The organism is Streptomyces sp. CNQ329, assembly GCF_000482585.1.
This window is the reverse complement of record NZ_AXVU01000013.1, coordinates 114,752-128,373: the sequence shown is the minus strand read 5'-3', so window position 1 is coordinate 128,373 and position 13,622 is coordinate 114,752. Positions and strand designations below refer to the sequence as shown.

12 protein-coding genes are annotated in these 13,622 nt (G+C 73.7%); 3 read left to right on the top strand and 9 right to left on the bottom strand.

Annotated features, from left to right (window positions below):
* Window positions 1–90: 90 nt before the first annotated feature.
* The 4 genes from I003_RS0111455 to I003_RS0111440 form a co-directional block, all read right to left on the bottom strand.
* Window positions 91–738 carry a VanZ family protein gene (locus I003_RS0111455; protein WP_027771659.1) on the bottom strand — a complete coding sequence of 216 codons (648 nt, stop codon included), beginning with the start codon at window positions 736–738 and terminating at the stop codon, window positions 91–93.
* Between the two features lie 52 nt (window positions 739–790).
* Window positions 791–1,315 (bottom strand): hypothetical protein, encoded by a 525-nt coding sequence (locus I003_RS0111450; RefSeq protein WP_027771658.1) that lies wholly within the window; start codon window positions 1,313–1,315, stop codon window positions 791–793.
* 65 nt (window positions 1,316–1,380) lie between these two features.
* Window positions 1,381–2,928, bottom strand: a complete 1,548-nt coding sequence (locus tag I003_RS0111445) for a sensor histidine kinase (RefSeq protein ID WP_027771657.1) — start codon at window positions 2,926–2,928, stop codon at window positions 1,381–1,383.
* Window positions 2,925–3,602: a response regulator transcription factor gene (locus tag I003_RS0111440; protein ID WP_027771656.1), complete on the bottom strand. Its 678-nt coding sequence runs from the start codon at window positions 3,600–3,602 to the stop codon at window positions 2,925–2,927. Before I003_RS0111440 ends, I003_RS0111445 begins: the two co-directional genes overlap by 4 nt.
* Before the next feature lie 211 nt (window positions 3,603–3,813).
* On the opposite strand from I003_RS0111440, the gene I003_RS31970 reads away from it, so the two are divergent.
* Window positions 3,814–4,683: a SigE family RNA polymerase sigma factor gene (locus I003_RS31970; protein WP_027771655.1), complete on the top strand. Its 870-nt coding sequence runs from the start codon at window positions 3,814–3,816 to the stop codon at window positions 4,681–4,683.
* Between the two features lie 399 nt (window positions 4,684–5,082).
* Here the strand turns inward: I003_RS31970 and I003_RS0111430 are convergent, their stop codons facing one another.
* The 3 genes from I003_RS0111430 to deoC are packed head-to-tail and all read right to left on the bottom strand — an operon-like array spanning window position 5,083 to window position 8,404.
* Window positions 5,083–5,979 carry an aldehyde dehydrogenase family protein gene (locus I003_RS0111430; RefSeq protein ID WP_027771654.1) on the bottom strand — a complete coding sequence of 299 codons (897 nt, stop codon included), beginning with the start codon at window positions 5,977–5,979 and terminating at the stop codon, window positions 5,083–5,085.
* Window positions 5,976–7,418 (bottom strand): aldehyde dehydrogenase family protein, encoded by a 1,443-nt coding sequence (locus tag I003_RS0111425; RefSeq protein WP_027771653.1) that lies wholly within the window; start codon window positions 7,416–7,418, stop codon window positions 5,976–5,978. Before I003_RS0111425 ends, I003_RS0111430 begins: the two co-directional genes overlap by 4 nt.
* Window positions 7,419–7,435: 17 nt before the next feature.
* Window positions 7,436–8,404 (bottom strand): deoxyribose-phosphate aldolase, encoded by a 969-nt coding sequence (gene deoC / locus I003_RS0111420; protein WP_037720659.1) that lies wholly within the window; start codon window positions 8,402–8,404, stop codon window positions 7,436–7,438.
* A 127-nt stretch (window positions 8,405–8,531) separates the two neighbouring features.
* Between deoC and I003_RS0111415 the strand changes: the two genes are divergently transcribed.
* Window positions 8,532–9,212, top strand: coding sequence for a PH domain-containing protein (locus tag I003_RS0111415; RefSeq protein WP_027771651.1), 681 nt, complete (start codon window positions 8,532–8,534; stop codon window positions 9,210–9,212).
* Window positions 9,213–9,276: 64 nt separating this feature from the next.
* Here I003_RS0111415 and I003_RS31965 read toward each other — a convergent pair whose 3' ends face one another.
* Both I003_RS31965 and I003_RS0111405 read right to left on the bottom strand, forming a co-directional pair.
* Window positions 9,277–10,923, bottom strand: coding sequence for a phospho-sugar mutase (locus I003_RS31965; RefSeq protein WP_051368195.1), 1,647 nt, complete (start codon window positions 10,921–10,923; stop codon window positions 9,277–9,279).
* A 214-nt stretch (window positions 10,924–11,137) separates the two neighbouring features.
* Entirely contained in the window at window positions 11,138–11,944 is an 807-nt protein-coding gene (locus I003_RS0111405) for a purine-nucleoside phosphorylase (protein WP_027771650.1), read from the bottom strand.
* Window positions 11,945–12,043: 99 nt separating this feature from the next.
* Here I003_RS0111405 and I003_RS0111400 point away from each other — a divergent pair, with 99 nt between their 5' ends.
* Window positions 12,044–13,492: an NAD(P)H-quinone dehydrogenase gene (locus I003_RS0111400; protein ID WP_027771649.1), complete on the top strand. Its 1,449-nt coding sequence runs from the start codon at window positions 12,044–12,046 to the stop codon at window positions 13,490–13,492.
* Window positions 13,493–13,622: the final 130 nt, after the last annotated feature.

Sequence of the window (13,622 nt, the reverse complement as noted above, 5' to 3'; positions counted from 1 at the left end):
GCTGTGTCACCCCTCGGGTCGGCGTTCGCGGCCCGCGTCGTGTGGGCCGGTGATTCCACCGTAGGCACACAAGCCGGATGAAACGTCGCTCTAGGGGGCGATCTCGACCCTGGTGATCCTCGGGGTCGTGCCCTGAGCCTTTCCGTCCTTCGCACGGTCGGCCCGCCCCTCGCCCGCCCGCTCCGTACCGGCCGCCTCCTCCGCGTGCGCCGTACCCGCCGCCCGGCCCGCCGGGTGCCGTCTGCGCAGCCACGACCGCGTGGCCGGGACGACCGCCAGATGCGCCAGCGCTATCCCCAGGATGTAGAGCAGCATCGTGTCCACGTTCGCGACCTGCCCCGGCACCGTGGTCTTCAGCAGTTCGACGACCAGCGCCAGCATCGAGCCGGCGAAGACGGTACGGGTGAAGGAGCCGATCACCGATGCGGTGAGCCGCCCGCGGATCAACGGCAGGAGTACCCCCGCGGGGGCCAGCACGAGCAGCGACTCGACGGTGTACCGCAGCGCGGACCAGGGGTCGTCGTCGAACTCCGCCCGGATCGTGGTGAGCGGTCGCAGATTCGCCGCGTCAACCCACGGCACGGCGTTGGGGCGGAGCGTAAACCACCAGACTGCGATCAGATGCAGGACTAGGAGGACAACGCCGGCCACCCGGAATCTCAGGGCGGCCGTACCGCCCGTCGCATGGCGCTGCACGCAGGCAAGGACGCCGCTACCGACCCGTACGGTTCCCGTCATCCGCCGTCGGAGTGCGGTTCCGGTGACCGGGCCCGCCGCGGACCGGAAACGCTCAGGTGGCGGGCTCGCCCACGGTGTTCTCGGGTGCCCTCAGCGCGTCGTCGGTGCAGCGGTACGTGTACGGAGGGTCGTCCGCGCCGGGGCCCGCCAGCACCGCCGTACGCTCCTGGCCCGTCGCGTACGTGCAGACGAGCTGCGCCAGCGTCGGGGAGCCCAGCCCGTGCGGGTCACGGCTGAGCCGGACCGTTCCCGCCGGGTCCCCGGGGTGCCCGTCCCGCACCCGCAGCCCGGAGACGGCGGTGGAGTAGCCGGCCCGCTCTTCCTCGTCGGCCGGGTCCCGCTCCAGCTCCGCGAGCAGCCGCGCCGCCAGAGCGGTGCCGGTCAGGTCGCCGGGGACGCTCCGGGGCACGGGCGCCAGCCGCGCCCCGCACACCAGGTACACCGTCCGCAGGGTCTCGCCGTCCGCCGCGCTCGCCGCCGGCGACGGGCCGCCCGGCGCACACTCCGCCCGCGACGGGGCGCTGCCCGCGTCCACGGGCACCGACGTGGGCCGGATCCCGCACCCGGTGGCCACCAGCGCGACGGCGGCCACGGCGATCGCCGCTAGGGCCGCGAAGACCGGCCGGTTCGAGGCTGCCGCCCTCACTCGTCCTCCTGCTCCAGGGCCTCCGCCGCCGCCGACGAGTCCCGCGGCAGCCGCAGCGTGAACACCGCCCCGCCCGCCGGGTCGTTGGCCGCGGTGATCGTACCGCCGTGGATCCGGGCGTTCTCCACCGCGATGGACAGCCCGAGGCCGCTGCCGTCGGAGCGCGGCCGTGCGGTGTCGGCCTTGTAGAACCGGTCGAAGACGTGCGGCAGCACCTCGGCCGGGATGCCGGGGCCGTTGTCCTTGACCTCGATCAGCAGATCGCCGGCGGTGGGCGCGTCCGCCGTGGTGTGCACCGACACCCGCACGGGGGAGCCGCCGTGCTTGAGCGCGTTGCCGATGAGGTTGGCGAGGATCACGTCGAGGCGCCGCGGGTCCAGGCGCGCGACGATGCCGCGGTCGGCGTCCAGTTCCACCGCGTCCAGCCAGGCGCGGGCGTCGATGCAGGCGGTGACCTGGTCGGCGACGTCGACGTCGTCGAGGACGAGCCGGGCGGTGCCGGCGTCGAAGCGGGTCACCTCCATCAGGTTCTCCACCAGGTCGTTGAGCCGCCGGGTCTCCTGCACGACGAGCTGTACCGCGGGCGCGATCATGGGGTCGAGGTTCTCCTGCTCCTCCTCCAGCACCTCGGACACCGCGGTCATCGCGGTCAGCGGCGTCCGCAGCTCGTGCGACATGTCCGCCACGAACCGCCGGCTGGACTTCTCCCGTTCGCTCAACTCCTCCACCCGCTGCTGCAGTCGCTCCGCGGTCTGGTTGAACGTCCGCGACAGATCGGCCAGCTCGTCGGTGCCGGTCACCCGCAGCCGGGTGTCGAGCTTGCCCTCGCCGAGCCGCCGCGCCGCCTCGCCGAGCCGCTGGACGGGCCGGAGCACCGTGGAGGCGGCGCCCTGCGCGAGCAGTGCGGAGCCGATGAGGGACAGCCCGGTGGCGATGCCCAGGGACCAGGCCAGCGAGTTGAGGTCCCGGCGCTCGGGGTCCAGGGACTTGAACATGTAGCCGGTCCAGTCGGTGCCGATCACCCGGGCGCCGCCGACGAGATACGGCGTGCCGTCCATCGTCACCCGCTGCCAGTACAGGTGGTACGGCCACTTGCTGTCCTGGCGCCGCTGGTCGACCGCCGTCTTCAGGGTCTCCGGCACGTCGTGCAGCGTGAACGACGGGTCGGAGCGCTCCATGCAGCCCGGCTCGCCGACGCCGCTCTCGCCGCCGGAGATGAGTATGACGTCGAAGTTCTGCGTCGTGCTCGACAGCCGGCGCGCGGCCTTGGCGAGGTCGGTGCAGCCGGACCGCAGGTCCAGCTCGCCGCTCTCGTCCTGCAGCGACTCCCGGAAGTCCTTCAGCGACGCGTCCTGGGTGCGGGTGAGCACCGAATCCCGGTTGAGCCAGTACGCGATGCCGGCCACCGACACCGCCGAGACCAGGGCCACCAGCGCGAACACGATGACCAGGCGGAGTCGCAGGCTGATCCAGCGCAGCAGTCCCGCCGCCCAGCCGCGTACGAGCCCCTGCCGCCCCGGCGCGTCGGCGGGGCCCGGACTCACGAGGGCGGATCCAGCCGGTAGCCCACGCCGCGAACGGTCTTGATGAGGGTCGGTGCGGACGGCACGTCCTCGACCTTCGCGCGCAGCCGCTGGACGCAGGCGTCGACCAGCCGGGAGTCGCCCAGGTAGTCGTGCTCCCAGACCAGTTGCAGCAACTGCTGGCGGGAGAGCGCCTGGCCGGGCCGGCGGCTCAGCTCCAGCAGCAACCGCAGCTCCGTCGGCGTGAGTTGCAGATGCTCGCCGTCCTTGGTGACGGTCATGGCCGAGCGGTCGATCACGACGTTGCCGAAGGTGGCCGAGTCGGTCGTCTCCCGCTCGCCGCGGCGCAGCACCGCGCGGATCCGGGCGTCCAGCACCCGTCCCTGCACGGGCTTGACCACATAGTCGTCGGCGCCCGACTCCAGCCCGACCACCACGTCGATGTCGTCGCTGCGCGCGGTCAGCAGGATGATCGGCAACTGGTCGGTGCGGCGGATACGCCGGCACACCTCGAAGCCGTCGATGCCCGGCAGCATCACATCCAGCACGATCAGGTCGGGCCGCTGCTCGCGCAGCAGCTTGAGCCCGTCCTCACCGGTCGCCGCGGTGGTCACGCGGTGGCCCTGGCGGGAGAGGGACATCTCCAGCGCCGTGCGGATGGCGTCGTCGTCCTCGATCAGCAACAGAGAAGGCACGCGGGTCATTCTGGCAGGGAGCGCCGGAAGGGGCGAGTTCGGCGTCATCACGGCCTGTGGAAAAGGCCGGTGTCAGGGGCGGCGGCCCCTGTTGCACGCCTGTGACAGTCGGCGGACAGCGCGATGAAGTCGGGCCGCCAGGATTTTGGACGTCGGGCAAGCCCGGCACAGCAGGGCCGACCGAAGCAGACTCCACCGACGGGGGCGTGAGATGAACGCACTGCACGACAGCACCACCGGCGCAGCGGTTCACACACGCCTGCACGCCAAGGGGGGGAGTGCCGAAGGGCTGGCTCCCGCCCGCGCCTCGCGCGGGTCGGGTGAGTCCGGTGCCGCGAACGCTCGGGGGTGTGGTCGCGGCACCGGGCGTCGTCCTTCGTACATGGTCGCGATCGCGGGCAGCACGGGCCCCGGGGGGACCGGCACCATGCCGGTGGGGACCGGACCGGCCGCGGACCCGGGGGGGGACACCGGGGGGGACGGGGGAAAGAAGAGGGCGTACGGAGAGGTGCCGGGGGAAACGGTCGGCACGCAGGCCGGGACCGCCGCGGAGGCTGACAGCACCGCGGCGTTCACCGCCTACGTCGCCGAGCGGCGCGCCTCTCTGTACGCCACCGCCTACCACCTGACCGGCGACCGGTTCGAGGCGGAGGACCTGCTGCAGAGCGCGCTGTTCTCCACCTACCGGGCGTGGGACAGGATCAGCGACAAGGCCGCGGTGGGGGGCTACCTCCGCCGCACGATGACGAACCTGCACATCAGTGCCTGGCGCCGGCGCAAGCTCGCGGAGTACCCGACCGAGGAACTCCCCGAGGCGCCGGGGGAGTCGGACGCCATGCGCGGCACGGAGCTGCGCACGGTGCTCTGGCAGGCGCTGGCGCGGCTGCCCGAGATGCAGCGCACGATGCTCGTGCTGCGCTACTACGAGGGCAGGACCGACCCGGAGATCGCCGACGTGCTGGGGATCAGCGTGGGCACCGTCAAGAGCAGCATCTGGCGCTCCCTGCGCCGGCTGCGCGACGACGAGGCGCTGAGCTTCGGGCGGGACCGGGAGGAGTCGTTCGAGGAGCTCGTGGCCTGACGGGCCGATGACCGGGGACGGGGGGACCTCGGGCCACGGGAGGGGAAAAACGGGGGAAACCGGGGGATAACGGGGGATCGGGGGAGAACCGCGAGACCGTACGGGGCCGGGGGCGCCGGAGGACTCGGGGGAGCACGGGGGACGAGCCGGGGCCGGACGCGCGGGGGGTGCGTCCGGCCCCGGCTCGTGTACGCGGTACGGGTGCCGCGCGGGCCGGGGGCACGGCAGCCGCGGCGCCCGGCGCGCCCATGCGGAGGCCCGGCCGCGGGCGCGCGGGCGGCGGGAGGTGGACGGCGCCCCTGAGCCCGCGGCGCCGTGCGAAGGGCAGGGGCGCCACGGCGTGGTCGTGCCCTCCGCGCCCTCGTCGCGTACGCCCGCCGCGGCCCCGGCCGGAGGCCGTCAGTACGCCGAGCCGCTCACGCCCAGGCTGCCCGTCGGGTGCCAGACCGTCTTGGTCTCCAGGAACGCCGTCAGCCGGCCCGTCCCCGGATCCGCCGTCCAGTCGTACGGCGGCGCGGGACGGAGCACCCGCTTCAGGTTGTCCGCCGCCGCGACCTCCAGCTCCCGCGCCAGCTCCGCGTCCGCGCCCGTCAGGTCGATGGCGTTGACGTCCTGGTGCGCGGCCAGCGTCGGCGCGATCTCGGCCGTACGCCCCGAGAGCACGTTGACGACACCGCCCGGCACGTCCGACGTGGCCAGCACCTCCGCCAGCGACAGCGCCGGCAGCGGGCGCTCCTCGGCGGCGACGACCACCGCAGCGTTGCCCGTGGCGATCACCGGGGCGAGCACGGACACCAGCCCCAGCAGCGCCGACTCCTGGGGCGCCACGATCGCCACGACGCCCGTCGGCTCGGGTGCGGAGAGGTTGAAGTACGGCCCGGCGACCGGGTTTCCGCCGCCGGTGACCTGGGCGACCTTGTCGGTCCAGCCCGCGTACCAGACCCAGCGGTCGATCGCCGCGTCCACCTGCGCCCCCGACTTGGCCTTCGACAGCCCTTCGGCGTCGGCGACCTCCGCGACGTACTGTTCGCGCCGCCCCTGCAGCATCTCGGCCACCCGGTAGAGGACCTGGCCGCGGTTGTACGCCGTGGCGCCGGACCAGCCGGCGACGGCCTTGCGGGCGGCGACCACCGCGTCACGGGCGTCCTTGCGCGACGACCGGGGCGCGTTGGCGAGCCGGCGGCCCTTCGCGTCGGACACCTCGTACACCCGCCCGCTCTCCGAGCGGGGGAACTTCCCGCCCACGTACAGCTTGTAGGTCTTGTGGACCGACAGCCTCGCATCCGCCTGTGTCATCGCAGGTAAGCCTCCAGCCCGTGGCGACCGCCCTCGCGGCCGAAGCCCGACTCCTTGTAGCCGCCGAAGGGCGAGGTCGGGTCGAACTTGTTGAACGTGTTCGCCCACACGACGCCGGCGCGCAGCCGGTCGGCCATCGCCAGGATCCGCGAGCCCTTCTCCGTCCACACCCCGGCGGAGAGCCCGTAGGGCGTGTTGTTGGCCTTGGCGACCGCCTCGGCGGGGGTACGGAACGTCAGCACCGACAGCACCGGGCCGAAGATCTCCTCCCGCGCGATGCGGTGCGCCTGCGTCACGCCGGTGAAGAGCGTCGGCGCGAACCAGTAGCCGCTGCCGGGCAGTTCGCACGGAGCCGTCCAGCGTTCCGCGCCCTCCGCGGCCCCGGCGTCCGCCAGTTCCGTGATCCGGGCGAGCTGCTCGGCGGAGTTGATGGCGCCGATGTCGGTGTTCTTGTCCAGCGGATCGCCGAGGCGCAGCGTGGCCAGCCGCCGCTTCAGCGCCTCCAGCACCTCGTCGGCCACCGACTCCTGCACCAGCAGCCGGGAGCCGGCGCAGCACACCTGGCCCTGGTTGAAGAAGATGCCGCCGACGATGCCCTCGACGGCCTGGTCGACCGGCGCGTCGTCGAAGACGATGTTGGCGCCCTTGCCGCCGAGTTCCAGCGTGAGCCGCTTGTCCGTGCCGGCGACGGACCGGGCGATCTCCTTGCCGACGGCCGTCGAGCCGGTGAACGCGACCTTGTCGATGTCCGGGTGCGCGACGAGCGCCGCGCCGGCGTCCCCGTAGCCGGGGAGGATGTTGACCACGCCCTTGGGCAGCCCGGCCTGGCGGCAGATGTCGGCGAAGAACAGCGCGGACAGCGGGGTGGTCTCGGCCGGCTTGAGCACCACGGTGTTGCCGCAGGCCAGCGCCGGGGCGATCTTCCAGGCGAGCATCAGCAGCGGGAAGTTCCACGGGATGACCTGGCCGGCGACGCCCAGCGGCTTCGGATCCGGGCCGTAGCCGGCGTAGCCGAGCTTGTCGGCCCAGCCGGCGTAGTAGAAGAAGTGCGCGGCGACCAGCGGGAGGTCGGTGTCCCGGGTCTCGCGGATCGGCTTGCCGTTGTCCAGGGTCTCCAGGACCGCCAGCTCGCGCGAGCGCTCCTGGAGGATGCGGGCGATACGGAACAGGTACTTGCCGCGCTCCGCGCCGGGCAGCGCCGACCAGGACGTGAACGCCCGCCGGGCGGCGGCCACGGCCCGGTCCACGTCGGCCTCACCGGCCCGTGCGACCTCGGAGAGCACCTCCTCGGTGGCCGGGGCGACGGACTTGAAGACCCTGCCGTCGGCGGCCTCGGTGAACTCGCCGTCGACGAACAGGCCGTAGCTGGGCGCGATGTCGACGATCGAGCGGGACTCGGGCGCCGGCGCGTACGCGAAGAGCTGGTGATCAGTGGTCATGCGATCTCGGTCCCCCTCTAGTCCACGGTCACGTAGTCGGGGCCGGAGTAGCGGCCGGTGCGCAGCTTCTGCCGCTGCATGAGCAGGTCGTTGAGCAGACTGGAGGCGCCGAAGCGGAACCAGCGGTTGTCCAGCCAGTCGTCCCCGGCCGTCTCGTTGACGAGCACCAGGAACTTCACCGCGTCCTTGGCCGTACGGATGCCGCCCGCGGGCTTCACGCCGACCTGCACGCCGGTGGCCGCGCGGTAGTCCCGTACGGCTTCGAGCAGGACCAGGGTGTTGGCGGGGGTGGCGTTCACGCCGACCTTGCCGGTCGAGGTCTTGATGAAGTCGGCGCCGGCCAGCATGCCCAGCCAGCTCGCCCGCCGGATGTTGTCGTACGTGGACAGCTCGCCGGTCTCGAAGATCACCTTCAGCCGGGCCCCGGCGGCGGCCTCCCGCACCGCGCGGATCTGCTCGTAGACCTCCAGATAGCGGCCGGCGAGGAACGCGCCGCGGTCGATGACCATGTCGATCTCGTCCGCGCCCGCGGCCAGCGCCGCCCGGGTGTCGGCGAGCTTCACCTCCAGCGCCGCCCGGCCGGAGGGAAAGGCGGTGGCCACCGAGGCGACCTTGACGCCGGATCCGGCCAGCGCCTCGGCGGCGACGGCGGCCAGGTCCGGGTAGACGCAGACGGCCGCGACCTCGGGCGTCGTACGGTCCGTGGGGTCCGGCGTACGGGCCTTGGCGCACAGCGAGCGGACCTTGCCGGGGGTGTCGGAGCCCTCCAGCGTCGTCAGGTCGATCATCGAGACCGCCAGATCCAGGGCGTACGCCTTGGCCGTGGTCTTGATGGAGCGGGTGCCCAGGGCGGCGGCACGGGCCTCCAGCCCGACCGGGTCGACACCGGGCAGACCGTGCAGGAAGCGGCGGAGCGCGCCGTCGGAGGCCGTCACGTCCGCGAGGGACGCCGGGGGGCCCGCGGCTGCGAGGGGTATGCGGGACATGGTCACCACCCGAGCATATCTACCCGCGTAGCGTCCCCGGGAGTGGGCATCCGCTCCCGGCGGATCGATGCGGGACCGCAATACCGGTGCGATGTCCGCATCGGGGCCGTCGGGCACAATCGGCGGCATGAGCAAGGACACCCCGGCCGCCCGGCCGAAGTACGCCGACCGCGCCTACCGCTCCGTCGCCGGCATCGCCGCCGGCGTGCTGCTGCTCGCCCTCGGCGGCTGGCTCGGTGTCGACGCCCTGGTCCGCGGCGGCGGGCAGGCACGGGCGGCCGCCGCTGCCGCGCTGGTCGCCGGGGTGCCGATGGTGGTGTCGCTGACGCTGCGGCCGGTGGTGTATGCGGGCGAGGAGCGGCTGCGGGTGCGCAACCCGTTCCGCACGATCGTGGTGCCGTGGGGGCGCGTCGAGGAGATCCGGGCGGGCTACTCCAGCGAGGTCGTCACCGAGGACGCGACATACCAGATGTGGGCCATCCCCGTCTCCCTGCGCGCCCGCAAGAAGGCCAACCGCCGCCGCGACCGCGCGGCCGGCGGCGGGCTGTTCACCCCGTCCAGCCGCACGGCCCTGACGGACCCGGCCATGCGCCGCCCCGGGGGCACGGGCTCCGGCGACCTGGACACGGGGGCCGGCGACCTGACGCCGACGGCCGACAAGTCGATCCGCGAGCTGCGCGAGCTGGCGCACATGTACGCGGACCGCGAGGGCGCACAGGGGCCGGTGTCGGTGCGCTGGGCGTACGAGATCCTGGCCCCGGCGGTCGCGGGGACCGTGGCGTTGATCGTCGTCATCGCCGCCGGCTGAAGCCCGGTCCCCGGCGGACTCCGGTCGGGGGCATCGGCCGCCGCGCCGCCCCCCCGGCGCGGTGTCAGAGGCCGGCCGCCGCCGAGAGGTCCGCCTTCAGCTCCGCCAGCACCGCCGTCGCCGTCGCCCGCGCCGCCGGGAGGCCGTTGTGGCCGTGCGCGACCGGGACCACCACCTCCAGGTAGCACTTCAGCTTCGGTTCGGTGCCGCTCGGGCGCACGATCACCCGGGCCCCCTCCACGCCGCGGGCCGTGTCGCCGGCCAGGGTGTAGCGGAGGCCGTCCGTCGGAGGGAGGGCCGGGGTGCCGGCCGAGAGGTCCTCGGCCCGCGTCACCCGCAGCCCGGCCGCCGACGCCGGCGGGGACTCGCGCAGGCGGCGCATCGCCGTCGCGATCACGTCCAGGTCCTCCACGCGGACGGAGAGCTGGTCCGTGGCGTGCAGGCCGTGCTCCACCGCGATGTCGTCCAGCAGGTCCTGCACCGTGCGGCCGGCGGCCTTCAGCCCGGCGGCGAGTTCGGCGACGAGCAGGGCCGCCGTGATGCCGTCCTTGTCGCGGACGCCTTCCGGGTCGACGCAGTAGCCGAGGGCCTCCTCGTAGGCGTAGCGCAGGCCGTCGACCCGGGCCAGCCACTTGAAGCCGGTCAGCGTCTCCTCGTACGGCAGGCCCGCGGCCCGGGCGATCCGGCCCATGAGGGAGGACGAGACGATGGACGCGGCGAAGGTGCCGGTGGCCCGTGTGCGTACAAGGTGCGTGGCCAGCAGCGCGCCGACCTCGTCGCCGCGCAGCATCCGCCAGCCCGCGGCGGCCTCCGCGTCCGGTACGGCCACCGCGCAGCGGTCCGCGTCGGGGTCGTTGGCGATGATCACGTCCACCGGCGAACCCGTCGCATCCGCCGAGCGGGCCGCGGCGAACGCCAGGTCCATCGCGCCCGGCTCCTCCGGGTTGGGGAAGGCGACGGTCGGGAAATCCGGGTCGGGCTCCGCCTGCGCCCCGACCGGCACCGGGGCCGGGAAGCCGGCGCGGGTGAACGCGGCGGCGAGGGTGGCGCCGCCGACGCCGTGCAGCGCGGTGTGCACGGTGCGTACCTTCCGGGCGCCGCCCGCGGCGACGACCGTGGCGGCCCGGTCGAGGTACGCCTCCACGACCTCCTCGCCCAGCACCTCCCAGCCGCCCGCCGGACGGGGCACCTCCGCGAGCGGGCCCACCGCCGCGATGGCCGCGGCGATCGCGGCGTCGGCGGGCGGGACGATCTGCGAACCTCCGCCGAGGTAGACCTTGTAGCCGTTGTCGCGCGGCGGGTTGTGGCTGGCGGTGACGGTGACCCCGGCGACGGCGCCGAGGTGGCGGATGGCGAAGGCCAGCACCGGCGTCGGCAGCGGGCGGGGCAGGACCGCGGCCCGGAAGCCGGCGCCGGTCATGACGGCGGCGGTGTCCTCGGCGAAGGCGTGGCTCTTGTGCCGGGCGTCGTAGCCGACGACCACCAGGCCGCCGCCCGCGCCCTGGTCGTTCAGGTACGCGGCCAGCCCCGCCGCGGCGCGGATGACGACGGCCCGGTTCATCCGCATCGGCCCCGCGCCCAGCTCGCCGCGCAGCCCGGCGGTGCCGAACTGCAGCGTGCCGGCGAAGCGGTCGGCGAGGGCGGCGGTGTCGTCCGCGCGCAGCAGGGCCTTGAGTTCGGCCCGGGTGTCGGGGTCGGGGTCCTCCGCCAGCCATGCCCTGGCCCGCGCGGTGAGCCCTGCGGGGTCCCCCGCGGAGTCCTCCGCGGCGAGTCCCGCGCCGTCTCCGGCGGCTTCTTCGGCGGCGCCCGCGTTCGGGTCCGCGTTCGGGTCCGTGGTCACCGGTCGCCGTCCTCAGTCACTGTGGTCCTCTCCGTCCGTCCCCGGCCCGTCGCGGCGTACGCCCCGGCGCGTGCCGCCCGAAGCGTCACATCCGCCGCAGCACCTCGGCCAGCAGGCCACCCATCCGGGCCGCCGAGTCGCGCCCGGCCTGCAGCACCTCTTCGTGGCTCAGCGGCTCGCCCGTCATGCCCGCCGCCAGATTCGTGACCAGCGAGATCCCCAGCACCTCGGCGCCCGCCTCGCGGGCCGCGATGGCCTCCAGGACCGTCGACATGCCGACCAGGTCGGCGCCCGCGCGGCGGAGCATCTCGATCTCGGCCGGCGTCTCGTAGTGGGGGCCCGGCAACTGGGCGTAGACGCCCTCCTCCAGGCTGGGGTCCACCTGCTTGCACAGCGCCCGTAGCCGCGGCGAGTACAGGTCCGTCAGGTCGACGAAGCGCGCGCCCTCGATGGGGGAGGCCGCGGTGAGGTTGATGTGGTCGCCGATCAGCACCGGCTGGCCGGGGCGCATGCCCTCGCGCAGCCCGCCGCAGCCGTTGGTGAGCACCACCGTCTTGCAGCCCGCCGCCGCGGCCGTGCGCACGCCGTGCGCCACGGAGGCGACGCCGTGGCCCTCGTAGAAGTGCGTACGGCCCAGGAAGATCAGCGCCCGTTTGCCGCCCAGCCGGTACGAGCGGATCCGCCCGGCGTGGCCCTCCACCGCGGGCGGCGGGAAGCCGGGCAGGTCGGTGATGCGCAGCTCGTGCTCTGGCGCGCCCAGCGCTTCCGCCGCGGGCACCCAGCCGGAGCCCATCACGAGCGCGACGTCGTGGGTTTCGGCCCCGGTGAGCTCGCGGAGGCGGTCGGCTGCGGCCGCCGCGTCGGGGGCGGCGTGCGGAGTGGATGCGTTCACGCGACGAGCCTAGCCCGTCACCCCCTACGCGCGTAGAAGCGGCCCCCCACTGGGGCACCCACGGCCCCGCGCGGGAGCTGTCAGGCGCGGCGGGGGACAATGGGGTACGTGACTCGGATCGTGATCATCGGTGGTGGCCCCGGCGGGTACGAGGCGGCGCTCGTCGCCGCGCAGCTCGGCGCGGAGGTGACGGTCGTGGACTGCCACGGCCTGGGCGGTGCGTCGGTGCTCACCGACTGCGTGCCGTCGAAGACGCTGATCGCCACCGCGGAGGTGATGACGACCTTCGACTCCTCGTACGAGGAGCTGGGCATCATCGTCGCGGACGACACGCCACCGGACAAGCAGGCCGCCCGCGTCGTGGGCGTGGACCTGGGCAAGGTCAACGCCCGGGTGAAGCGGCTGGCGCTGGCCCAGTCCGACGACATCACCGCGAACGTGACGCGGGCGGGCGGCAGAGTGGTGGGCGGCTGGGCGAGTGTCTCGCCGCAGCAGGCCCCGGACGGCTCGCGCTCGGTCCGGGTGAACCGGGTCGTGGGGGAGTCGGAGGACCTGGTCGCCGACGCGGTGCTGGTCGCCACGGGCGGCAGCCCGCGCGAGCTGCCCGACGCGAAGCCCGACGGCGAGCGGATCCTGAACTGGAAGCAGGTGTACGACCTCGACGAGCTGCCCGAGGAGCTGATCGTCGTCGGCTCCGGCGTCACCGGCGCGGAGTTCGCGGGCGCCTACCAGGCGCTCGGCTCGCGGGTCACGCTGGTCTCCAGCCGCGACCGGGTGCTGCCCGGCGAGGACCCGGACGCGGCGGCGGTGCTGGAGGACGTCTTCCGGCGCCGCGGCATGAACGTGATGAGCCGCTCGCGCGCGCAGAGCGCCAAGCGCGTCGGGGACCGGGTCGAGGTGACGCTCGACGACGGCCGCGTGATCACCGGTTCGCACTGCCTGATGGCGGTCGGCGCGGTGCCCAACACCCGGGGCATCGGCCTGGAGGAGGCCGGGGTGCGGCTGACGGACTCCGGGCATGTCTGGACCGACAAGGTGTCGCGCACGAGCGCGCCGGGCATCTACGCGGCGGGCGACTGCACGGGCGTGTTCGCGCTCGCCTCGGTGGCGGCGATGCAGGGTCGGATCGCGATGTACCACTTCCTCGGCGAGACGGTCGCGCCGCTGCGGCTGAAGACGGTCTCCGCGAATGTGTTCACCGACCCCGAGATTGCCACGGTGGGTTACCAGCAATCGGACGTGGACGAGGGGCGCATTGATGCGCGGGTGATGAAACTGCCGCTGCTGCGCAACCCGCGGGCCAAGATGCAAGGGGTCCGGGACGGGTTCGTGAAGCTGGTCTGCCGCCCCGGCACGGGGATCGTGGTGGGCGGCGTGGTGGTCGCGCCGCGGGCCAGCGAGCTGATCCATCCCATTTCGATCGCCGTCGACAACAATCTGACCGTCGAGCAGATCGCCAAGGCGTTTACCGTCTATCCCTCGCTGTCGGGGTCGATCGCGGAGGTCGCACGGCAGCTCCAGGCCAGCAAGCCCGGGAGCGACGACTAGGTCAGGACCGGGTGGAGCCGGTGCCCCGGCCGGGGGGCAACCGGGCGCTTATACCACCTGCAGAGGTCGTAGAGGGGCAATTTCTTCTCATCGACGCAAGCGGCTGAAAGAACACGGTCTTTGGCGTTAC